This window comes from Pseudomonas sp. GW821-FHT10B02 (assembly GCF_059415665.1).
Map to the genome: position 1 here is coordinate 21,879 of NZ_JBWKNR010000006.1, position 21,451 is coordinate 43,329.

Consider the following 21,451-nt stretch of genomic DNA (forward strand, 5'->3'; position numbering starts at 1 on the left):
ATTTATTGACGTTTGTCCTCAGGGGATAAAGACATGAAATGGCGAATCCTGGCGGTGTTGCTGTTCCTCTATTCTTCACCGATCCTGGCGGTGTGACTTCTGGCCCTATCGCCGGCAAGGCCGGCTCCCACAGGTAAGGTGTACACCGATCATTGTGGGAGCTGGCCTTGTCAGCGATGGGCTCACCGCGCCATGACGGCTTTGAACAACGCCGACTCCAGCCAACCCTGCAGCCACCCACGCAGGTGCGGGTAGGGCGCGCTGGCGAACCAGTCCGGTTCGACCCCGGCAAACTGGCGCATCAACGGCAGCAAGGCAGCATCGGCCAGGCTCGGGTGGTCGGCGAACAGATACGCCCGATGCGCCAGCCTTTCATCCAGTTCGGCCAACCAGACTTCAGCTTGCGCCCGGTAGTACTCACGTGAGTGCTCCGGGTAGCGCTCGGCGTATTTGTACAGGTTGACCTGGACCTTGAAATCCCGGTCATTGCGCGCGATCAGCGCATCGGCCGCTTGCGCCGCCTCGGGGTTGGTACGTAGCAGCCAGTCCTGCGGATCATGCCGGGCCAGGGCCCAGCGCATGATATCCAGGCTTTCATCCAGCACCTGCTCATCGGCGCTCAGTACCGGTACCGTGCCTTTGGGCGAAAGCGCGAGCAGCTCGGCCGGCTTGGCCTTGAGGCTGACTTCGCGGATCTCCACCGGACATTCGCTATAGTGCAGGGCCAGGCGTGCGCGCATGGCCCAGGGGCAGCGGCGGAACGAATAGAGAATCATCCGCTGACCTCCACCGTACTCAAACCATTGCCCTGACGGCGCACCTGGATCTGCACCGGGATGCGCTCGTGCATTTCCTGCACATGGGAAATCACCGCGACCTTGCGGCCCTGGGCCTGCAGGCCATCAAGGGCGTCCATGGCCAGTTGCAGCGACTCCGGATCGAGGCTGCCGAAGCCTTCGTCGATAAACAGCGATTCGATGCGCAAGGTGCTCGAAGCCATCGACGCCAGGCCCAACGCCAGGGCCAGCGACACCAGGAAGGTCTCGCCACCGGACAATGAGTGCACCGAGCGCAGCTCGTCGCCCATCTCTGTATCCAGCACCAGCAGACCCAGCAGGCTGCCACCGCGCTTGAGGCGATAGCGCCGGGCCAGCTGGCGCAGCTGGGCATTGGCGTGATGCACCAGCAAGTCGAGGTTGTAGCCCTGGGCGATCTTGCGGAAGGTGTCACCGGTGGCCGAGCCGATCAGGGCATTGAGCCGCGCCCAGCGTTGCCATTCACCGTAGGCCTGGGCAATTTGCTCGGCCAGCGCCTGGTTGGCCTGTTGACGGCGCTGGTCGTCAGCCTGTTCGGCACGCAGTTCGGCGCAGGCCTGTTCGCTGGCCGACAGTTGTTCCTGCAGGGTTTGCAGTGCCTGCTCCAGCGCCTCGGCGGGCACCTCCAGGCTGGCCAGGGCCTGATGCTGCTCCAGGCGCTGCTGGCGCTCCTTGAGCAGAATGTGTGCTTGCTCCAGGGCTTTCTCGCTGTCCTGCAGACGCTGACGCAACTGGCTGACGGCGCTGTCGTCCAGGGCCAGCAATTGTTCCAGGCCGCTGTCGTCCAGTTCGGGATGACCCTGGCGCCATTGCTCGATCTGGCCGCGTACCTCGGCGTGTTCCTGTTCCAGGGCGCTCAAACGCTCGCCCTTGGCCTTGAGTTCGGCTGCCAGTTCAATCAGGCGTGCCTGGGTGTCCTGCAATTGCTGGGCTGCTTGCGCCTGTTGCTGGCGAGCCTGCTCCACCGCCTGTTCCAGGTGGTGCTGCCATTGCTCGGCACCGGGTTGCCCGGCGAGCAGGCTGGTGAGGCTGGCCTGGCTCTGTTGCTGTTGGCGTTCAAGCTCGGCGAATTGCACCTGCAGCTCCTGCTGCTTTTGTGCCCGCGTCTGTTGCTGGAGCTGAGCCTTGTCCAGGGTCTGCTGGCGTTCGCTGTGCTCGAGCTGCTCATCTTTTTGCCGTTGCAGCAGGTCCAGGCGCTGGGCCAGTTGCTGGTCCAGACGCAGGAAAGTTGCGGCCGGCTCACGGCGCAGTTCATCGAGGGTGTCGGCGGGCAGCAGCGTGGCGAAGCTCGCCAGCTCCTGCTCCAGACGTTCTTGATCGGCGCCCAGGGCTTGCTGTTGTTGCTGCAGATGCTGGCTGGCCTGCTGGCTGGCTTCGTTCGCGGCTTGCAGTTGCTGCTGCAGGCGGGCGGCATCCTTCTGCAGGGTCAGCAGGGCGTTCTGGCGCTGTTCGTCGCGGCTGATGTCATCGTTCAGGCGGCGGGCCTGCAGCTCCAGCCAGGCCGTGCGCTGGCTGACTTCCTGGTCGGACAATGCCGGGTAGAGCAGGTGTGCCTGCAGGCTCGGCGCCAGGCCTTGCAGTTGCTCGGACAGTTGCTCCTGCTGGTGCAGGTATTCCTTGATCTGACCGTTGACGCCGCCCAGTTGCGTGCGCAGTTCGTCGAGCTTCTTCTTCAGTTCATCGACTGCCTGCTGGGCGTTGTGTTCTTCATCCTGGTCATGCCGCCCGAGGCTCTGCAGCAGGGCTTCGGGCTGATGGTAGGGATGCTCCTGGCTGCCACACACCGGGCAGGGCTGGTCATCCTGAAGTTGTGCGCGCAGCTCTTCGACACTCTGGCTGCGGGCCAGACGCTGACGTTCGAGCAACTGGCGGGTGACATTGAGCGTTTGTTCGGCGGCGGTCAGCTGGTTCTTGCCGTTGAGGCCTTCGCTGATCAGCTGTTCTCGCTGCTTGAGGGCGATTTGCTGGCGCTCGCGCAGGGCATTGAGGCGTTGTTCCAGCTCTTGCTGCTGGCTCCACAGCCGGTTGAGTTCTTCCACCTGGCGTTGCTGCTGGCGATTTTTCTGCAGCAGCTCGCCAAGTAGGCCGATCTGCTCGGCCAGGGCTTCGGGTTCAGCCTGGGCTTCGTGGTAGAGCAGGGCGATGGCGGCACGCTGTTGCTCGAGAGCAGCGCTTGCCTGTTCGGCACGGGTTTGCAGGCCGGGCAGTTCGACGCGCCCCTGATTGAGGCGGTTTCCCAGTTGCATCAGCTGTTGCAGGCGATCGCGGTAGGCATTCCAGGCTTCGCTCAGGCCGGTCAGGGATGCACTCTGGGCCAGCTGTTGGCTGATCTGGTCGAGGCGTTCTGCACTCAGGCGCTGTTGTTCGGCAAGGTTGAGCAACTGTTGCTGGCCTTCGCTGCAGGCTTGCTCGGCCTGCTGTTTAAGCGCCAGGCAGTTGCCCAGCTCCTGTGACAGGCGGGCGACGCTATTCTGCTCGGCAAAGGCCTGGCGCAGCAAAGGCGCGCTGTCGCTTTGTTCGGCCAGGGCCTGGTTCAGTACCTGCTGGGCGTTGTGCTGAAGGTCGTGCAGCTGTTGCTGACGCGTGTGCAGTTCGTCGTGTTGTTGGCGCAAGGCGCTGATGCTCGCGGCCAAGGGTGAAAGCTGGTTGCTCAGTGCCTGCTGACGGGCAAATTGATGACGTTGCGGGGCGAGTTGTTCCAGGCGTACCAGGATCAGGCGTTCGCCTTGCAGGCTGTCGCTGTGCTGCCGGGCGCTGAGCAGTTGCTCGTTGCTGCTGTGTACCTGGTTTTGCAGCTGCTGCAGTTCGGTCAGCCAGGCGCGTTGCAGTTCGAGCTGACGCAGTTGCGCCTGCTCGCCCTTGAGACGCTCCAGTGCCTGAGCATAGCGTTGGTCGAGGTCGGCGCGGGCCTCAGGCGTCATCGGCATGACGCCAGCGGCCTGGTCTTCAAGGGCCTTGTGGACTTCTTCGGCTTCTTTGCTCTTGCTGTAGGCGCGACGCCCCAACTGGCTGTAGATCGCCGTGTTGGTGAGTTTTTCCAGCAGTTCGCTGCGGTCTTTGTCGTCGGCCTTGAGGAAGGCGCTGAACTCGCTCTGGGCCAGCATCACGGCGCGGGTGAACTGCTCGAAGTTCAGCCCCAGGCGGGCTTCGATCAGTTGCTTGTATTCACCTTTGCTCTGGTTGCTCAGCAGTTGGTCGCTGTCCAGGTCGTGCAGGCTCTGGCGGCTGCCTTGCAGCTTGCCGTTGGCTTTGTCGCGGGCGCGGTTGGCTTCCCAGCGTGCGCGATAGCGACGGCCATCGACACCGACGAAGTCGACTTCGGCAAAACCGCTGCCGGTGCCGCGGCGTAGCAAGGTGCGCGGGTCGCTGGTGAGGATGTCGCTGTCGACTTCCGGCAGCTTGGTTTCGCGGCCGATATTGCTCAGTCGCGGCACCGCGCCGAACAAAGCCAGGCACAGGGCATCGAGCAGCGTGCTTTTACCGGCACCGGTAGGGCCGGTGATGGCGAACAGGCCAGCGCTGGCCAAGGGCTCGGCAGTGAAGTCGATTTCAAACGGGCCAGCCAGGGATGCCAGGTTTTTCAGGCGGATGGCGAGAATCTTCATGGCTGCTCCTCTTGCTGTTGAACGTCCTGCAATAACAGGGCGAAGTCGGCCAGGGTCTGCTCGTCCACGGCGTTGCCATAGGCCTGGGCCCAGGCGCGGCTGAACAGTTCCTGCGGCGTCATCTGGCCGAGCTCCACCAGGGCGGCGTCATCCAGCGCTTCACCTTCGCGGTTACCCGCATATTCGGCGCCAATGCGCACCAGGCGCACGGCCTTGCCGTGCAGGGCGCTTTCCAGTTGCTGACGCAGGTCCGGTTGCGGCTCGTCGAGGCGCACACGCACTTCCAGCCAGGGTTGGCGCTGCGGGTCATCGAGCAGGTCGACTACCGGCAGCTCGGCCAGTTGCTCAAGAATCTCCGCCAGCGGTGCCGGGCCGAGGCGCTGCAGGTGCACGGCGCGGGGGATCAGGCGCGTTTCGACACTGGCCAGCTGGCTGCCATCGAGTTCGATTTCGAGAATCTGGTGCTGATAGCCAATTTCCGAGAATGACAGTGGAATCGGCGAGCCGCTGTAGCGGATGCGCTCCTCGCGGTTGACCCGCTGCGGTTTGTGCAGGTGGCCCAGGGCGACGTAGCTGATGTCCTTGCTGAACAGGCTGGCGGGCAGGGCTTCGGCGTTGCCGATGATCAGGCTGCGCTCGGAGTCTTCCGAGACCGAGCCACCGGCCATGTGCGCATGGCTGACAGCGATCAGCGCCTGGCCGGGCTTGCGTCGTTCCAGCGCGGCTTCGATCAGGCGCTCGTGCACCTGGCCGATACCGCGCAGGTAGTCATCGCCCAGCTGTGCGCCGGTCACTTCGGCCGGCCGCAGGAAGGGCAGGGCCAGGCACCAGGCCGCGACCTTGCCGCGGGCGTTGGTCAGTGGAATCAGCAGGCGATCGCTGTCGAGGACGCCGTCATCGAGCCACTGCACCCGGCCCAGGGCATGGGTGCGCAGGCGCCGCATCAACGGCGCTGGCAGTTCGATGCGCGAACCCGAGTCGTGGTTGCCGGCAATCATCACGATGTTCAGTTTCGGCTGTTGCTCGTGGGCCTGGACGATAAAGTCGTAGAGCCGCTCCTGGGCTTTGACCGGTGGGTTGACCGTGTCGAAGATGTCGCCGGCAATCAGCAGCGCATCAGGTTGGCGCAGCTTGAGCTGGCCGAGCAGCCAGTCAAGGAAACAGGCGTGTTCGAAGTCGCGTTCCTGGCCATGCAGGGTTTGTCCCAGGTGCCAGTCGGAGGTGTGAAACAGACGCATGAAGGGTTCCGCAGATTACCGGCGCAACGCGTTGAGCGTCACGCCTTGGGGTTATTTGGGGTACAAGGGCGGCAGGCTGCCGTTTTCGCTGGCCGTTGGCTGGAGCTGTTCAGCCGCGGGAATGGTGCCGATGGCACGCCACAGTTCCTCACCTTGCCAATACTGCCCGCTTTCGCTGTAGAGGGCACCGTTGAGACCATCCAGGGCGTCGGACAACGGCACGAAGCGCGCGGCCATTTCCGCCAGGGTTTCCGGCTGTTGCCGGGCCCAGGCGTCCAGGGCCTGGCGGGTGGCCTGTGGGTCGTTGGCCTGGCACGCGCGCTTGAGATCGTCGAGCAGGGTGCGTGGGCTCGGTCCGCTCTGGGCGGCACGCAGCACCGCCGGTTGCGAACGGGCGCGCCACCACAGGGCGAAGCCGAGCAGGGTGGTCAGGGCCAGTAACGCGGTACTCAGTTGCCAGGGCCAGAGCGGCCGGGTGGTGACACTGACCGGGTCGATGTTGGCCGGTTTGTCGGCGCTCAGGGCCGGGTTGTCCTCGATCTGCAGGCTGCGCGCCGGCAGGCTGCTGTGCTCCAGGTGGTCTTCACGGGTGTTCCACCAGAACACCTCCTGAGCGGGCAGTTCCAGGTTGCCGCTGTGGGTCGGGACCAAGGCTTCACGTTCCTCGCGAATGCCGAGCAAGCCCCGGTCATTGACCTGGTTGCGCAGTTGCGGCTGGTCCGGGTAGCGGCGCAGGCCGGTCACTTCGGTGGCCGGCAACGGTGGCAGCTGGGCACTGGACAGGCCTTCGGCCTGCACCGTCACGGTCCGGGTCAGGGAGTCGCCGATCTGGGTCTGCTGTTGCGCCGGGTCGGGGCTCCAGTGTTCTTCCAGGCTCAGGTTGCTGGTCGGCAGCCAGGGCGCATTGGCCGGGTAATCGGCGGGGATCGGGTTGACCGTCAGCACCAGCGGCGTGGAGTCGACACGTACCTGTTTGCCGGCCCTGGGGGCATTGAGTTCTTGCTCGGCATCATTCTGTGCAGCCGTGGCGCTGAACGCCAGCGCCGGGATGTTGAGGTCGCCGCTTTGCTGCGGGTAGATCGCATAGCGCATTTCGATCACCCCGTGGCGCACACCGTCGATATCCTTCTCGAAGGTGCGCGATTCACCCAGCGGTTCGACCTTGGCGTTGTCGATCTGCAGCGGGCTCAGGCTGCTGTCATCGTATAGCGGCACCGAGTGATAGATGCTCAGGGTCAGTACCGCCTGGGCCTGCACGTAGACTTCGGGTTGATCGAGGCTGGCATCGATGAACACCGGACCGTGATTCTCGCTGCTGGCTTGCTGCGTGAGGACTTGCAGGCTGATCGGCTCGCTGCGCAGCTCGCCCAGTTGCAGCGCCGGAATTTCCACACTGCCGCTCTGGCGCGGCAGCAAGGTGATGATCCAGCGGGTGCCGGCAGCGTTCTGGTCGTCGAGGCTGTTCAGGCTGTTGACCTGGCGGGTGTCACGGACTTCGAAATTGGCTTGCAGCGGGCTCAGGTCCGGTTTGCCGAACTGGGTTACGTCGCGGGTCTGCAAGGTCAGCTCAAGGGTTTCGCCCGCGTTGAGGCGTGTGCGATCGACGCTGGCGAGCAGCGCCGCGGCCTGCACCTGCAGGCAGAGTAAGAGGCCGAGCACAAAGACGCAGACGCGACTCATCGATGGGGTTCCTGATGTTGTTGCTGTTCGTACCAGAATTTACGCCGAAGCAGTTCTGCCGGGTTGTCCGGGATCTGCCGCAGCCATTGTTCCAGCGCCTGGCGCTGTTCGGCATCCAGGGTGCTGTCTAGCGGGCGCTGGGGTGGCCGGGTGGTTTCTTCATCATCGCCGTTGTTGGCCAGGGTCTGTGCCTGCTCACTGTTGTTGCTGTCGTCCTTGTGGGTGTCGCTGGGCTGTTGCGCCGGCTTTTCGCTGGCCGGGTCCTGACTGTTCTGGGCGCTGCTGTTGCTGTCAGTCTGGGCGTTGGCGTCGCTCTGCTGGTTTTGCTCGGGTGGTTGCTCGGGCTGTTCGGCCTGACGTTGTTGCAGCAGTTGTTCGACCAGCGCCTTGTTGCTCAAGGCAGGCTGCAATTCCGGCTGGCGCTCCAGCGCCTGTTCATAGGCATCCAGCGCCGCTTCAAGTTCCCCGCTACGCGCCAGGGCGTTGCCGCGATTGTAGTGGTCTGCAGCACTGTTGCCCTGGGCAAACAGGCGTGCGGCAGCGTCGTAGTCGCCGGCCTCATAGAGGGCCAGGCCTTTCCATTGGCGATCCTGGAAGTGCTCGGCGGCTTCATTCGGACGCTGTTGCTCGAGTAATCGCTGGCCTTGCTGGTCGGGACGCAGCCACAGGTCATTGAACTCGAAGGCGTAGCTCGGTTGCGGCAACACCAGCAGCAGTGGCAGGCAGAACAGCCAGCCACGGCGGCCGGCGCAGGCTGCCAATAGCAGCAGAGGCAACAGCAGCCAGTAGCCCTGGTCGGCCCAACTGTCCAACTGCAGCGTCTGACCGTCGTCGCGCAGGCTTTTCGGGTTCTCGAACAGACGCAGACCGCGCAGGTCGAGGTCGTCGATACGAGCGTTGCGATAACGCCCGCCGGTGCTGCTGATAAATGCTCTAAGGCTGGCGCTGTCCAGACGTGGCAGAAGGATACCGCCCTGATCGTCCTTGAGGAATTCACCATTGGCTTGCCTGACCGGAGCGCCTTGTGCCGAACCGATCCCCAGCATCAGCAGGCTCGGGCCCTGGCGCCCCAGGGCTTGCTTGATGGCTTCGCGCTCCTGCGGGCTCAAGGACGAGCCCACCAGCAGCAAGCGACCCTGGCCCAGACCGGCCTGGGCGAGCAAGGCCAGGCCCTTGCGCACGGCGAGGTCGGCGCGCTGGCCGGTCTGCGGCATGATCGACGGGTCGAGGGCTTCAAGCAGGTTGCGGCTGGTGGCCAGGTCGTCCGACAGCGGCACCAGGGTGTGGGCGCTACCGGCATAGACGATGATGGCGGTCTGGCTGTCGCGGCGGTGTTCGAGCAGGTCGAGAATCTTGCGCCGCGCCTGCTCCAGGCGGGTCGGTGCGACATCCTCGGCGAGCATCTGCGGGGTCAGCTCGAGCAGGATCACCAGCGGATCGGCAGGACGCTGGCGGGTTTCTTCCAGGCGTTGCCAGCTGGGACCGACCAGCGCCAGTACGCTGAGCAGCCAGGCCAGACCCAGGGCAATCCACGGCAGTTTGCTGTCGCGGCCACTACCACCGCCCAGCAGTACGGCATGGAAGCTGGGCGGCAGGATCATTTGCCAGCGCCCGGCGCGTTTCTGCCGGTGCCAGAGCTTCCACAGCAACCAGGCGAGCAGGGGCAAAACGATCAGCCAGGCCGGGCGCAGCCATTGAGGCCATAGAGCCATCATCGGCGTCTCCTCAGGCGCAGGCGCTTGAGCCGCTCACGCCACTGCGCATGTGGAACCAGAAAGCTTGGCCTGCGCAGCAGACGTTGCAGGCGGTTGTCCGGCCATTGTTCCTGGATCACCAGCAATACGCTGAGCAGCAAGGCCAGCGCCAGCGGCCAGCTGTACAAGGCTTCGGCCGTACGCGCCTGGGTCGGTTGCTGGGCCACCGGCTCCAGACGGTCCAGGGCATCATCGATATCCCGTAGCTCATCGCCGTCACGGGCGCGGAAATAGGTGCCGCCGGTCAGCCCGGCAATTTCCTTGAGCGAGGCTTCGTCCAGGTCCAGGCTCGGATTGAGCCCGAGCAAGCCGGCAGTGCCGGTTTCTTCCGGGTCGGCGCCGATGCCGATGGTGTAGATCCGTACGTTTTCCTGGGCGGCCAGGCGGGCGGCGGTCAGTGGGTGGATCTGTCCGCCGTTGTTGGCGCCGTCGGTGACCAGCACCAGTACCCGGCTCTGCGCCGGGCGCTGGCGCAGGCGCTTGAGTGCCAGGCCAATGGCATCGCCGATGGCGGTGTTCTTGCCGGCAATGCCGATCTGCGCTTCGTCGAGGAAGGTACGTACGGTACGCCGGTCGAAGGTCAGCGGTGCTTGCAGGTAGGCCTGGCTGCCGAACAGGATCAGGCCGACACGGTCACCCTGGCGGGCTTCAAGAAAGTCGCCGAGCAGAGTCTTGACCAAGGTCAGACGGCTGACTTCTTCGTCCTGCCAGTGCATGTCGGGAAAGTCCATGGAGCCGGAGACATCCACCGCCACCAGCAAGTCGCGGCCGCTGGCGGACACCGGCACCGGCTCGCCCAGCCACTGCGGGCGGGCGGCGGCCAGCAGCAGTAACAGCCAAACCACGACAAAGGGGGCCTGCTGGCGCCAGGTTGGCAGGTTCAGACGCGCACGACGCCCGGCCAGGCCTTCGAGTTCATTGAGAAAGCTGACCTTGAGCACCGGTTCGCCACTGTCGGCACCAGGCAGCAGCAAGCGCGCCAGCCAGGGCAGCGGCAACAGCAGGAACACCCACGGCCAGGCCAGTTCAAACATGTTTACGGATCCAGGTTTCGACCGCTTGATTGAGCCCGGCGATGGCCTTGTCGTCGAGCTTGCATTCGGGCTTGTAGGCGCCTTCGACCAGGACCATCCAGCGGGTCAGGCCGGCGGCCGGGCAACGGTTGTCGAGAAAGGCCAGCCACTGCCGGCCATTGAGGGTATGGCTGTGGCTGCCGGGGTAGTGGTTGCGGCACAGGCGTTTGAGCAGTGCGTTGATCTGCTGCAGCCAGGCGCCGGCTGGTTCTCCGTCATAGGGCTTGGGCAGGCGCGCGAGTTCCGCCAGCGCTTCGATACGGATCGGATCGAGGGGCAGTTCGGCGCGCACGATGGGCTTTTTGCCCGGACGCCAGTGGCGCAGGCGCCACACGCCCCAACCCAGCAGCGGTAGCAGGGCAAGCAACAGCCACCAGCCCGGTGCCAGTGGCCACCAGCTGATCGGCGGCGGGCTGATCAGTGGCTGCAGTTGCTCCAGCGGGTTCACTGGGCTTTCCCCGGTCGTTGCGCATTGAGGTACTCGCGCAGTTGTTCGATCATTTCGCTTTGTGTGCTCAGCGGCATCAGCACCACCCGCAGCTTCTGTGCCAGCAGTTCCCAGCGCTCGATACGCGCTTCGCTCTGTTGACGGTAGCTGCGGCGCAGGGTCGGGTCGAGGGTGTCGAGCTCCAGTTGCGCGCCGTGCTGGGCAAAGCGCAGCAGGCCGGCGGCGGGCAGGGCGTGGTCGAGCGGGTCGGACAGCGGCAGCAGGAGCAGGTCGCAGTGGCGCGACAGCAGGCTCAGTTGCTGTTCCACCGCCGGGCTCAAGGCACGCTCGTCGCAGATGATGATCGCCAGGCTGCCCGGGCGCAGTACTTCACGGGCGCGGCGCAGGGCCAGTCCGAGGCTGTCGGCCTGGGGCTTGGCTTCGGTATGCAGCGACTGGTTGACCCGGGCCAGGCGGTTGAGCAATTGCAGCAGGCTCTGCTTGCTGCGCCGCGGTTTGATTTCGTAGTGCTCGTTGTCGCCGAACACCAGGCCGCCGATGCGGTCGTTGTGGCCCAGGGCGGCCCAGCCGATCAGCGCCGCGGCCTGGGCGGCGAGCACCGATTTGAACATCAGTCCCGAGCCGAAGAACAGGCGCTGGCTTTGTTCGACGAGAATGTAGATCGGCCGCTCGCGCTCCTCATGGAAGAGTTTGGTATGCGGCTCCTGGGTGCGTGCGGTCACGCGCCAGTCGATGTTGCGCACATCGTCGCCGGCCTGGTAGACCCGTACCTGGTCGAAGTCGACTCCGCGGCCACGCAGCTTCGAGTGGTGCAGCCCCACCAGCGGGCTGCGCTGGCCGGGCCGGGAGAACAATTGCACTTCGCGCACACGATGACGCATCTCGATCAGCTCGGCGAGGCTGATACGGATTCCGGGCGCGGCCAGCAGGCGATCGGGCATGGCGTCAGGCGACGGCGACGACGTCGAGGACGCGCTGGATTACCCGGTCCTGATCGATCCCGGCGGCCTCGGCCTCGAAGGAAAGAATGATGCGGTGACGCAGCACGTCGAACAGTACCGCCTGGATGTCCTCGGGGCTGACGAAATCGCGCCCGGCCAGCCAGGCATGGGCGCGTGCGCAACGGTCGAGGGCGATCGAGCCGCGCGGGCTGGCGCCATAGGCGATCCAGTCGGCCAGCTCCGGATCGAATTTGCCCGGTGTGCGGGTGGCAATCACCAGTTGTACCAGGTACTCCTCCACCGCATCGGCCATGTACAGGCCGAGGATTTCCTTGCGCGCGGCGAAGATCGCCTGCTGGCTGACCCGGCGCTCGGGCTTGGCCTCGCCATTGAGGGCTTCGCCGCGGGCCTGCAGGAGGATCCGGCGTTCCACGGAGGCGTCCGGGAAGCCGATTTTCACATGCATGAGGAAACGGTCGAGCTGGGCTTCGGGCAGCGGGTAGGTGCCTTCCTGCTCGATCGGGTTTTGCGTGGCCATGACCAGGAACAATGGCGACAGCTCGTAGGTGCTGCGCCCGACGCTGACCTGGCGCTCGGCCATGGCTTCGAGCAATGCCGACTGGACCTTGGCCGGGGCGCGGTTGATTTCGTCGGCCAGTACCAGGTTGTGGAAGATCGGCCCTTGCTGGAACACAAAGCTGCCGGTTTCCGGACGGTAGATTTCGGTACCGGTGATGTCGGCCGGGAGCAGGTCGGGGGTGAACTGGATACGATGGAACTCGGCTTCGACGCCTTCGGCCAGTTCCTTGATGGCCTTGGTCTTGGCCAGGCCAGGGGCGCCTTCGACCAGCATGTGGCCATCGGCCAGGAGCACGATGAGCAAGCGCTCGACGAGTTTTTCCTGACCAAGGATCTGGGTTGAAAGAAAGGTGCGCAGCGCGATCAGCGCCTCACGGTGTTCCATCGTTGAAGGTTCCTGGACAAAAGCCTGGGCGTGCGGCGTGAAAGCGCCCGGGCGGGGGCTGTTACTTTAATCTATCCGGGCCTCAGGCTACTAATGGCGGCAGGTAATTTTGTGCAAATCGAAAACACCTCGCGGGGCAAGCCCGCTCCCACCGACTGCGGTAGGAACAGGCTCAGGTCCACCAGTAACGCACCAGATGAAAGAAGATCGGCGCGGCAAAGCACACCGAGTCCAGGCGATCGAGCATGCCGCCGTGGCCTTCGATCATGTGCCCCCAGTCCTTGACCCCACGGTCGCGTTTGATCGCTGACATGACAATGCCGCCGGCAAAGCCCAACAGGTTGATCAGCAGCGCGATCAGGAACGACTGCCAGAGGTTGAACGGGGTGATCCAGCACAGCGCAGCGCCGATCAGTGACGCCAGCAACAGGCCGCCGACGAAGCCTTCGACGGTTTTCGACGGTGACAGGTTGGGGGCGATCTTGTGCTTGCCGAACAACTTGCCGCAGACGTACTGCAGCACATCGGACAGTTGCACGACGATCACCAGGTAAGCGATCAGCAGCAGGTTGCGGCCCTCGTAGCCGGCGATGTCCAGGGTCAGCAGGGCCGGCACGAACGATATGCAGTACACCGCGATCATCAGGCCCCACTGGACTTTGGAGGCGCGCTCGAGAAAGTGCGCGCTGTCACCGCCCAGGGACGCGAGGATCGGCAGCAGCAAGAACACGTAGACCGGAATGAAGATCGAGAACAATCCATACCAGTCGGCGTAAATCAGCAGGTATTGCAGCGGCAGCGCCAGATAGAACGCTGCCACCAGGGCCGGGTAGTCGCTGCGCCGGGTCGGGGTCAGGGTGAGAAATTCACGCAAGGCATAGAACGATACGGCGTAGAACAGCAGGATCACTGCACCGTTGCCCAGCCAGAAGGCGATGCCGATGACCAGCACCATCACCCACCAGGCATTGATCCGCGCATTGAGGTTGTCGATCACGGCATTGGCGCTGCCAGCGGTTCGCCATTTGAGGATCAAGCCGATCAGCGAGGCCGACAGCAGCAGCGCGCCGATGCCGGCAAATAACGTCAGGGTCTGGTTATCCATGTTCAGCAATGCTCCGGGGCCAGGTCCAGCAACGCGGCACGGCTACGTTGTAGAAATTGTGTTTTGCTCTCACCGTCTTCGAGCTGCAGTGGTGCGCCGAAGCTGGTGGTGCAGAGCAACGGCAACGGCAGTACACGGCCCTTGGGCATGACCCGGTTGAGGTTGGCGATCCACACCGGCACCAGTTGCACCTGTGGGTAGGCTGTGGCCAGGTGAAAGAGTCCGCTTTTGAACGGCAGCAGGCCTTCTTCCTGATTACGCGTGCCTTCGGGGAAGATGATCAGTGAGTCGCCACCGTCCAGGGCATCGAGCATGGGTTGCAGGGGATTGGCTTGTGGGTCGTGGCGCTCACGGTCGATCAGTACGCCGTTGAACACCTCATTGATCACATAGCGGCGCAGTGCAGAGGTTTGCCAGTAATCAGCCCCTGCTACCGGCCGAGTGGTTTTGCGCAATGCCGGCGGCAGCGAGGCCCATAACAGCACAAAGTCGCCATGGCTGCTGTGATTGGCAAAGTAGATGCGCTGTACAGGCTCGGGCCCGCAGCCCAGCCACAGGCTGCGGGCACCGGTGATTGAGCGTGCGGCTGAGGTGATGAGGTGCGCGACCAAAGGTTCGAGCATGTGGATTCCTTATCCTTAAATGGTCCACCACGGACTAGCCAGCAGCCCGCCGAGGGTCAGAAGAAGTTGTGCGCCGAGCACCATCGCCTGGCGGCGCAGCAGGGTCAATGCACTGCGACTGCGTTCCGGCCACGGCCGATCGCCGCGTTTGGCAGCTTGCAGGCCCAATCCGGCCAAGGCCTGATCCAGTGCCTGGGTGCGGTCGCTCAGTGTGGACGGGCTGTCGGCCATGCGTTGAAACAGATCGGCATCGAAGGCTACCCTGAATGCCCAATACTTTTGCACCGCGCCCAGTAGCAACAGCGCGCAGCCAATCGTCAACACCCAGGGGTTGTAGATGCCCTGCCACCACGGGGCGAGGCCGAGCGCTACGCCCAGCAACGCCAGACCGGTGGAGAACTGATCCAGGCTATGTCCGCGGCGTAGCAGGCTGGCCACGCAGTAAAGTTGCATGTCAGTGCTCATTCAGTCCTCTCAGGTTTTTACTCAGTGGCGCCAGGGCCTGACGGTGAGTGGCGTGCAGGACGATGCGTGGGCGTGCTTGTTGAAGCATCGCGATGGCCGCCTCAACGCTGGTGGCGCGGCCACTGTGCAATAGCCAGGCGGCAATAGCCGTTGCACTGCGCGAGTAGCCCAAGGCGCAGCACACCAGTACCGGGCCTTGTTGATGCAGGCGCTCCAGTGCCTGGGCCAGTTCAAGGCACTGTGCGGTGGTCGGCACGCTCAGGTCGAGCACCGGCACGCTGTAATAGGCCCGTGTGCCAGGGGCCAGGGGTAATTCTGCGCAGACATCGAGTACCGCCTTGAATGAGCTGTACCGCAGCTCTGCGCCTGTGGGGACGCGTCCAAGCCAGACGCCGTCAACGATCTGATCGGGCTGCGGGTGCTTGCGGGTCCACAGCCGCGAATTGATCCAGGCGGCCGCCAGGTACGGCGCCAACAACCAGTGTGCAGCACTGCTCAAATGGCCATCCGGCGCTTTTTGAAAGCCGCTGGCACCGAACAACGCATAGTTCAGCGCCACCAGCAGCAGTGCCGCTGCTGGCCAGAACAGCCACAATCCGCCGCCGCCCAGGGCGAAGGCCGCCAGGGCAAACAGCCCGGCACTGAGCGCGTAGCGCAGTGCCAGGCGCCAGCGTTGGTGGTCCCGTGTCAGTTGCATGGATTGCAGCATGCCTGGACGGTCCAGTGGCCACAGCCACACACATAACCACCCGGCCAGGGCGCCGGTAGGCACATCGATGAAGTGATGCTGCCAGGTGGTCAGTACCGACACGCCGATCAAGGCAAACCAGCCATGCACCAGCCAGCGCCACAGGCCCCGGCAATGTTGCGCGTAGCACACCCACAGCACCACCAGCAGGGCGATGTGCAATGAGGGGGCCTGGTTGAACGGCTTGTCGAAACCGGCAAGTACGGCAAACAGCCAGCCGAACACACCGTCCAGCTCGGGACGCTCGAAAGTGAAGCGCAAAGGCCAGAGCAGGAAGCAACTGACGGCAATCAGCTGGGCAGTGAGCAGGCGCAGGGCATGACGCTTGAGGGCCTGGCGGCTGCGCGGCAGCAACAGGGAAAAGCCGTACAGCAGATCGATGGACCAATAGGGCACGATGGTCCACGGCCAGAACGGCATATGCTGTTCCCAGGCAAACACCAGGCTGCCGACATCATCGCGCTGGGAGGTGACCCAGGTGGCGAAGCCGTACGTGCTGAAAAACAACGGCGCCAGTAGCAACAGCCAGAGCACGGCGGATTTCAGCAGGCCAGGCTCGCGTGCGGTCAGCGGGGCGGCGGCGCTCAGGCTCATCATTGCACCCGTTGGGCGAGCGAGACGCTGAAAATCCCCCATTGGTCGATGCGCTGGGTCACTTTACGAAAGCCGGCCGCCTCCACCAACTGGTCCATCTCGGCCTGGCTGCGGCGGCGCATCACCCAGGCCTGGCCTGCGCGGTGGCTGGTCAGGGCGCGGGCGATCAGCTCCAGCTGCGGGTGCCAGGGTTGCCCGGTATAGACCAGATAACCGCCAGGTTCGATGGCGTCGGCCAGCCCGGCCAGGGAGCGGCCGACCATCTGATTGTCGGCAAACAGTTCATAGAGCCCGGAGACCACCGCCAGGCTCGGTTTTGGCGACAGCGCAGCCAGGTCCTGGCCGTCGAAGGCATCGCCTTTGACGAATCGGGCGATGTCGCCAAGGCCTTTTTCAGCGATCAGCGCGCTGCCATCGCGCACGTTGATGTCGCTGTAGTCACGCAGCAGGATCGACTCCGGCAACGGGCTCATGCCTTGCACGGCCTCAAGGATATAGCGCCCATGGCCTGCCGCGATGTCGACGATGCGCACGGGCTGCTGCTGGTCGCGTAACCCGGTGATCGCCAGGCGCAACAGCTCTTCGACGTGCAGCTTGCGTTGACGGATACCTCGCCAGCCGATGGAGTCGAGGTAATTGCGATCGATCAACCGGCCAATCGGCGAAAGCCCGGTGGCGCGGTTGCGGTACACGTAATCGAGGGTGCTGCCCGAGTCGAAGCCGGTGTCGAAGCCAAGCTTTACCCCGGCCGACAGTTTGCTGCCCAGGCCGAGGCTGGCCCTGGTCATGCGCCAATACAGATCGCGCAGGGAGTTGCGTGGCAGCGCGGTGGCCAGCGACTCGGCCTCGGCACAGGTGGCGCCGAGGCGGTCGGCATCCAGCAGTGACGGGCGGTTCAAGGGGCTGGCGAAATTCTGCAGGATAAAGCGACGCATGCGGGCGATGACCGGGGCGCGATCTTTTTCCCCCAGGGTGTCGTGGAAGAACCCCGGCAGAATGTGTTTTTCCTTGTGCACGCTGCCCAGGCGCTCGAAAAACTGCTCCTGGGGTTTGCGATGCACCACGAAGTCGGCGCCGGAGATCAGCAACTGGGTCGGTACCCCGATCGCCTGGGCATCGGCGACCACGCGTTCGCCGGCTTCGTAGAGGCCCAGGAGCACATTGACCGAAATGCTCTTGGTGATCAGCGGGTCCTGGTCATAAGACGCTATGCGCTGCGGGTCGTGAGTGAGAAAGCGCGCCTTGACGTAGCTGTCGACGAAAAAGTTGCCGCGCAGCTTACGCAGCAAGGTCAGCCCCGGCCGGGCCAGGGGCACGTAAAGTTTGACTTTGAACGCTGGAGACGCGAGCACCAGTGCGCGGATACGCGGGGCATAGTCGTGAACCCAGGTGGCAACGATCACCGCACCTACGCTTTGGGCAATCACGGCGATGTTTTCTTCGGCGATGTCATGGGCCTGGGCCAGGTGCTCGCAGAAGGTCTGCACGTCGCGGGCGCTGGTGGCAAAGCTTGGGCTGTCGCCGCGGGCGCCGGGTGACTGACCGTGGCCACGGGCATCCCAGGCGAAGAAGTCGGTGTCTGCCAGGTCCAGTTCATCTACCAGATGGGCAATGCGCCCGGAGTGTTCGTGCCCCCGGTGAAACAGCAGCACGGCCTTGCGCGGTTCGCCCGGCGTGGCGTTGCCGGCTGGCCAGTGGCGATAGAACAGCGCTACGCCGTCATGGGTGGTGAAGGTCTGATCCTGAGCTTCGCGCATTGCAACTTCCTTATGCTGATGGGGCGTTTTCCCTTACTTCTTTGAGTCCCTGGCGCACCCGATTGATCAGGGTAAACACCAACAACCCGGCAATCACCGCGAACACTGCATTGATCCAGGCGGCGCTGAGCCAACCCAGGGCGATCGCAATGGCCAAGGCGCCGAGCACGAAGGCGCGGTCGCTTTTGCCCATCGGCCCGTCATAGCGGCGTGAGGCACCGACCATTGGCCCGAGCACGCCAGTGTACTCGCTGAACACCGCCAATAGCGCAACCAGCACCACAGCAAATGCGCTGACGCCTGGAACCAATGCGAAAGGCAGGATCAGCGCACTGTCGGCAACGATGTCGCACAGCTCGTTGAGGTAGGCCCCCAGGTGCGATTGCTGGCCGAACTCTCTGGCCAGCATACCGTCAATGGCGTTGAGGGCCATGCGCAGGATCATCCATAACGGAATCAGCATGAACAGCCAGGCATGCTGCGCAAACAGGGCGATCAGGCAGCCAAGCAGCACCGAGCAGGCACCCGCCAGCAAGGTGATCTGATTGGCGGTGACGCTGCGCGCATGCAGGCGCTTTACCAGCGGTCGCAGGAGGTTCTGGAAGGCAGGTTTGAGTTGGTAGATGGACACCATCGGAGCAGGTCTCGACCGGGCAGGGAACAGGTTTAGGTCAGGATGGCGCCGGGCAAAGGCGCGGAGCGCCATCAGCGGCTGAAGCGTTATGCAGAAGCAACTGTAGAGGAAATCCTGGCAGTGCTGCTAATGCTGTTCACTTAGGTGGGAGCGAGCTTGCCTCGCGATGCGATTTGCCTGACAAAACGCAATCGCGGGGCAAGCCCGCTCCCACCGGGCTTGTCCCGCTTCCCTTAAGTGAACAGCATTACGCCAGTGCTACAGGTTGCGACGTGGGCGGGCCCCGCGTAGGCCGAAGACTACGCGGGTGAGTGAGGTGATGTTTCAGTTCTTGAAGCTGGAATGCTTGTGTCCTTGGTCACAGAAGGCAAACACCACCACCAGCACTGCGGCCACCGCCAGGATCACCGCCACGCCATCGGTGGAGTGGGTCGCGGAGCTGGCCACCAGGGCCAGGCCACCCAGTGGTGCCAGGCCACCGGCGACGGCCGTACCGATCTCGCGGCCGGTACCAAAGCCCGAGGAACGGGTCTGGGTCGGGAACTGGCGGCTGAGGAACGAGCCCTGAGGGGCGAACATCATCGGTGCGAGGATGCCGGTACCGATGGCGATCGCCAGGTAGATCATCATCGGCTCGCCGGTGTTGAGCAGGGCCAGGAACGGATAGGCGAACAGCACCGAGAAAACCCCGCCGAGCATCAGCACGGTCTTGCTGCTCCACTTGTCGCACAGCCAGCCGAAGAACGGCACGGCGATAATCGCCACCAGGCTGGCGATGGTCACCGACAGCGAAGTGACATGCGCTTCAACGCCTTTGTACTGGGTCAGGTAGGCCAGCGAGAAGGTCTTGAAGATGTAGCTCAGGGCGTTGTAGCCGATGGCGACGAAGAACACCACGGCCAGACCCTTGAGGTCGTTTTTGAACAGCAGCTTGAGTGGCGACACCTGCGCTTTGCGCTGGGTTTTGTCGAGTTCTTTGAAGTCCGGGGTTTCCGGGATGCTTCTGCGCACCCACAGGCCGACGGCGACCAGCACGATGCTGCAGATGAACGGGATGCGCCAGCCACCGGAGAGCAGGAACTCGTTGCCGTTCATGGTCAACAGGTACACGGTCAGCGACGACAGCAACAGGCCCAGGTTCAGTCCCAATGCCGGCCAGGCGCCCTGGCTGCCGCGCTTGCCTTCACTGGCGTGCTCGTAGGAGGTGACCGCTGCGGCGGAGAGCTCGGCGCCAGCTCCCAGCCCCTGAATCACCCGGACCAGAACGAGGATGATCGGCGCCCAGATGCCGATCGAGGCATAGCTGGGGATCAGGCCGATCAGGGTGGTGCAGACACCCATCAGGCAGAAGGTGATGACCAGCACCTGCTTGCGTCCGAAACGGTCACCCAGGTAACCGAAGAGGATGCCGCCGAAAGGCCGGGCGATAAAGCCGATGGCAAAGGTGGAAAAGGCCAGCAGCGAGGCCACGGCCGGATTGCTCGGGTCGAAAAATACCTTGGAGAAGACAATCGCCGCCATGGTGGCGTAAAGGTAGAAGTCATACCACTCCAGCATCGAGCCGAAGATGGTGGCCGCCGCGACCTTGCGCAGGCGCTTTTTGTTTTGTTCCGGGGTTTCTGTCGCGGCCGCAGCCGTCTCGTGTACCGACATCTGAGGTTTCCTTTTGTCTTTGTAGTTATGGTGTTCAGCAGGGTTTCAGCGGGTCTTGAAGATCCTGTCGGCGATCATCTGGCCGATCGGGATCGCCGAGGTGGCGGCCGGCGACGGGGCATTGCAGACATGCACCATGCGCGGCGTCTCGGCGAACAGGAAGTCGTGGACCAGGGTGCCGTCGCGCATCACCGCCTGGGCGCGGATCCCGGCTTCATAGGGCAGCAGGTCTTCGATGTTCAGCGATGGGCAGTACTTGCGGCACTGCTCCAGGTAGCCGCCCTTGAACAGCGAGTTCTTCATTTCGGTGGTGCCCGAGCCGAGGTTGGCCCAGATGGTTTTCCAGAAGCCGGGGAAGCGTGCGTATTCGGCAACGTCGCGCCAGTTCACCGAGAACTTCTTGTAGTTCTCCCGGCCCAGGCCCAGCACGGCGTTGGGCCCGACGGTGACGCTGCCGTCGATCATCCGCGTCAGGTGCACGCCGAGAAACGGCAGTTCCGGGTCGGGGATCGGGTAGATCAGGTGGTTGACGATGTCGTTCTTGCTGGCCGGCAGGCGGAAGTATTCACCGCGGAAAGGAATGATCTGGTGGTCGATCTTGACTCCGGCCAGCGCTGCCAGTCGGTCCGACTGCAGACCGGCACAGGCCACCAGCTGACGGGCTTGCCAGGCCTTGTCATCACTGCTGATGGTGACGCTGTCGCCGCTCTCGACGATCGCGCGCACGGTGGTCGACAACTGCACTTCGCCGCCTGCGGCCTGGATCACCCGGGCCATGGCCTGGCACACCTGCTTGTAATCGACGATGCCGGTGGCATCGAGAAACAGCCCGCCGAGGCCGACGATGTTCGGCTCGCGGCGTTGCAGTTCAGTGGCGTCGAGGCGTTCGACTTTCAGGCCATTTTGCTGTGAACGCTCGTACAGGGCCTGCATGCGCTGGACTTCCAGCGGGGTAGAGGCCACCAGCAGTTTGCCGCAGACATCGAACTTGATCTTGTGCTCGGTGCAGAACGCCTTGGTTGCCTCGGCACCGCGCTTGCACAGATCGGCCTTGAGGCTGCCCGGGGCGTAGTAGATCCCCGCATGGATAACGCCACTGTTGTGACCGGTCTGGTGCCTGGCCAGGCTCGCTTCCTTTTCCAGGATCAGCAGCGAAGCGCCTGGCTGGCGTTCGAGGAGCGCCATGGCGGTGGCGAGGCCGACGATGCCGCCGCCGATGATGCAGTAGTCGTAAATCATGCAGGTGTCACCTTGGCTTGTTCTTGTCAGAGAGTCTGCTTATCAGGTTGTCAGACTAAGTCGGTCAAACAAAAGGGCGCTATGCACCAGCGCCCGCTATTCATGGCAGTTCAAG

General features: G+C 63.8%; 17 protein-coding genes. All 17 read right to left on the bottom strand.

What is annotated here, in order from left to right; translation table 11 throughout:
* Positions 1–182: 182 nt before the first annotated feature.
* Complete coding sequence (locus AC07OF_RS11040; RefSeq protein ID WP_495072883.1) at positions 183–776, bottom strand: glutathione S-transferase; 594 nt, start codon at positions 774–776, stop codon at positions 183–185.
* Positions 773–4,420, bottom strand: coding sequence for an AAA family ATPase (locus AC07OF_RS11045; protein ID WP_495072884.1), 3,648 nt, complete (start codon positions 4,418–4,420; stop codon positions 773–775). The genes AC07OF_RS11040 and AC07OF_RS11045 overlap by 4 nt, the downstream gene beginning before the upstream one ends.
* Entirely contained in the window at positions 4,417–5,658 is a 1,242-nt protein-coding gene (locus AC07OF_RS11050; protein WP_157191775.1) for an exonuclease SbcCD subunit D C-terminal domain-containing protein, read from the bottom strand. The genes AC07OF_RS11045 and AC07OF_RS11050 overlap by 4 nt, the downstream gene beginning before the upstream one ends.
* 51 nt (positions 5,659–5,709) lie before the next feature.
* Complete coding sequence (locus tag AC07OF_RS11055) at positions 5,710–7,338, bottom strand: BatD family protein (protein ID WP_495072885.1); 1,629 nt, start codon at positions 7,336–7,338, stop codon at positions 5,710–5,712.
* Positions 7,335–9,053, bottom strand: a complete 1,719-nt coding sequence (locus tag AC07OF_RS11060; protein WP_495072886.1) for a vWA domain-containing protein — start codon at positions 9,051–9,053, stop codon at positions 7,335–7,337. The genes AC07OF_RS11055 and AC07OF_RS11060 overlap by 4 nt, the downstream gene beginning before the upstream one ends.
* Positions 9,050–10,126, bottom strand: coding sequence for a vWA domain-containing protein (locus tag AC07OF_RS11065; RefSeq protein WP_495072887.1), 1,077 nt, complete (start codon positions 10,124–10,126; stop codon positions 9,050–9,052). Before AC07OF_RS11065 ends, AC07OF_RS11060 begins: the two co-directional genes overlap by 4 nt.
* Positions 10,119–10,613 (bottom strand): DUF4381 domain-containing protein, encoded by a 495-nt coding sequence (locus AC07OF_RS11070; RefSeq protein ID WP_191831971.1) that lies wholly within the window; start codon positions 10,611–10,613, stop codon positions 10,119–10,121. Before AC07OF_RS11070 ends, AC07OF_RS11065 begins: the two co-directional genes overlap by 8 nt.
* The gene (locus tag AC07OF_RS11075) at positions 10,610–11,554 is read right to left on the bottom strand and encodes a DUF58 domain-containing protein (RefSeq protein WP_038608762.1); all 945 of its coding nucleotides are present in this window, start codon (positions 11,552–11,554) and stop codon (positions 10,610–10,612) included. Before AC07OF_RS11075 ends, AC07OF_RS11070 begins: the two co-directional genes overlap by 4 nt.
* A gap of 4 nt (positions 11,555–11,558) precedes the next feature.
* Positions 11,559–12,518, bottom strand: a complete 960-nt coding sequence (locus AC07OF_RS11080; RefSeq protein WP_038608766.1) for an AAA family ATPase — start codon at positions 12,516–12,518, stop codon at positions 11,559–11,561.
* A gap of 172 nt (positions 12,519–12,690) precedes the next feature.
* Entirely contained in the window at positions 12,691–13,623 is a 933-nt protein-coding gene (locus AC07OF_RS11085; protein WP_191831970.1) for a phosphatidate cytidylyltransferase, read from the bottom strand.
* 2 nt (positions 13,624–13,625) lie between these two features.
* Complete coding sequence (locus AC07OF_RS11090; RefSeq protein ID WP_157191782.1) at positions 13,626–14,246, bottom strand: lysophospholipid acyltransferase family protein; 621 nt, start codon at positions 14,244–14,246, stop codon at positions 13,626–13,628.
* Between the two features lie 15 nt (positions 14,247–14,261).
* Positions 14,262–14,711: a hypothetical protein gene (locus tag AC07OF_RS11095; protein WP_157191783.1), complete on the bottom strand. Its 450-nt coding sequence runs from the start codon at positions 14,709–14,711 to the stop codon at positions 14,262–14,264.
* Complete coding sequence (locus tag AC07OF_RS11100; RefSeq protein ID WP_495072888.1) at positions 14,701–16,053, bottom strand: phosphatase PAP2/dual specificity phosphatase family protein; 1,353 nt, start codon at positions 16,051–16,053, stop codon at positions 14,701–14,703. The genes AC07OF_RS11095 and AC07OF_RS11100 overlap by 11 nt, the downstream gene beginning before the upstream one ends.
* Positions 16,053–17,810 carry a bifunctional alpha/beta hydrolase/class I SAM-dependent methyltransferase gene (locus AC07OF_RS11105; RefSeq protein WP_495072889.1) on the bottom strand — a complete coding sequence of 586 codons (1,758 nt, stop codon included), beginning with the start codon at positions 17,808–17,810 and terminating at the stop codon, positions 16,053–16,055. Before AC07OF_RS11105 ends, AC07OF_RS11100 begins: the two co-directional genes overlap by 1 nt.
* Before the next feature lie 10 nt (positions 17,811–17,820).
* The gene (locus AC07OF_RS11110; protein WP_157191786.1) at positions 17,821–18,444 is read right to left on the bottom strand and encodes a CDP-alcohol phosphatidyltransferase family protein; all 624 of its coding nucleotides are present in this window, start codon (positions 18,442–18,444) and stop codon (positions 17,821–17,823) included.
* A 324-nt stretch (positions 18,445–18,768) separates the two neighbouring features.
* Complete coding sequence (locus tag AC07OF_RS11115) at positions 18,769–20,097, bottom strand: MFS transporter (RefSeq protein ID WP_157191787.1); 1,329 nt, start codon at positions 20,095–20,097, stop codon at positions 18,769–18,771.
* A 45-nt stretch (positions 20,098–20,142) separates the two neighbouring features.
* Positions 20,143–21,336: an L-2-hydroxyglutarate oxidase gene (lhgO, locus tag AC07OF_RS11120; protein ID WP_157191788.1), complete on the bottom strand. Its 1,194-nt coding sequence runs from the start codon at positions 21,334–21,336 to the stop codon at positions 20,143–20,145.
* Positions 21,337–21,451: the final 115 nt, after the last annotated feature.

What these genes read in the sequence shown, in the direction of transcription:
- AC07OF_RS11040 (WP_495072883.1), bottom strand. Translation starts at nt 776, where the DNA reads ATGATTCTCTATTCGTTCCGCCGCTGCCCCTGGGCCATGCGCGCACGC.
- AC07OF_RS11045 (WP_495072884.1), bottom strand. Translation starts at nt 4,420, where the DNA reads ATGAAGATTCTCGCCATCCGCCTGAAAAACCTGGCATCCCTGGCTGGC.
- AC07OF_RS11050 (WP_157191775.1), bottom strand. Translation starts at nt 5,658, where the DNA reads ATGCGTCTGTTTCACACCTCCGACTGGCACCTGGGACAAACCCTGCAT.
- AC07OF_RS11055 (WP_495072885.1), bottom strand. Translation starts at nt 7,338, where the DNA reads ATGAGTCGCGTCTGCGTCTTTGTGCTCGGCCTCTTACTCTGCCTGCAG.
- AC07OF_RS11060 (WP_495072886.1), bottom strand. Translation starts at nt 9,053, where the DNA reads ATGATGGCTCTATGGCCTCAATGGCTGCGCCCGGCCTGGCTGATCGTT.
- AC07OF_RS11065 (WP_495072887.1), bottom strand. Translation starts at nt 10,126, where the DNA reads ATGTTTGAACTGGCCTGGCCGTGGGTGTTCCTGCTGTTGCCGCTGCCC.
- AC07OF_RS11075 (WP_038608762.1), bottom strand. Translation starts at nt 11,554, where the DNA reads ATGCCCGATCGCCTGCTGGCCGCGCCCGGAATCCGTATCAGCCTCGCC.
- AC07OF_RS11080 (WP_038608766.1), bottom strand. Translation starts at nt 12,518, where the DNA reads ATGGAACACCGTGAGGCGCTGATCGCGCTGCGCACCTTTCTTTCAACC.
- AC07OF_RS11085 (WP_191831970.1), bottom strand. Translation starts at nt 13,623, where the DNA reads ATGGATAACCAGACCCTGACGTTATTTGCCGGCATCGGCGCGCTGCTG.
- AC07OF_RS11090 (WP_157191782.1), bottom strand. Translation starts at nt 14,246, where the DNA reads ATGCTCGAACCTTTGGTCGCGCACCTCATCACCTCAGCCGCACGCTCA.
- AC07OF_RS11095 (WP_157191783.1), bottom strand. Translation starts at nt 14,711, where the DNA reads ATGAGCACTGACATGCAACTTTACTGCGTGGCCAGCCTGCTACGCCGC.
- AC07OF_RS11100 (WP_495072888.1), bottom strand. Translation starts at nt 16,053, where the DNA reads ATGAGCCTGAGCGCCGCCGCCCCGCTGACCGCACGCGAGCCTGGCCTG.
- AC07OF_RS11105 (WP_495072889.1), bottom strand. Translation starts at nt 17,810, where the DNA reads ATGCGCGAAGCTCAGGATCAGACCTTCACCACCCATGACGGCGTAGCG.
- AC07OF_RS11110 (WP_157191786.1), bottom strand. Translation starts at nt 18,444, where the DNA reads ATGGTGTCCATCTACCAACTCAAACCTGCCTTCCAGAACCTCCTGCGA.
- AC07OF_RS11115 (WP_157191787.1), bottom strand. Translation starts at nt 20,097, where the DNA reads ATGTCGGTACACGAGACGGCTGCGGCCGCGACAGAAACCCCGGAACAA.
- lhgO (WP_157191788.1), bottom strand. Translation starts at nt 21,336, where the DNA reads ATGATTTACGACTACTGCATCATCGGCGGCGGCATCGTCGGCCTCGCC.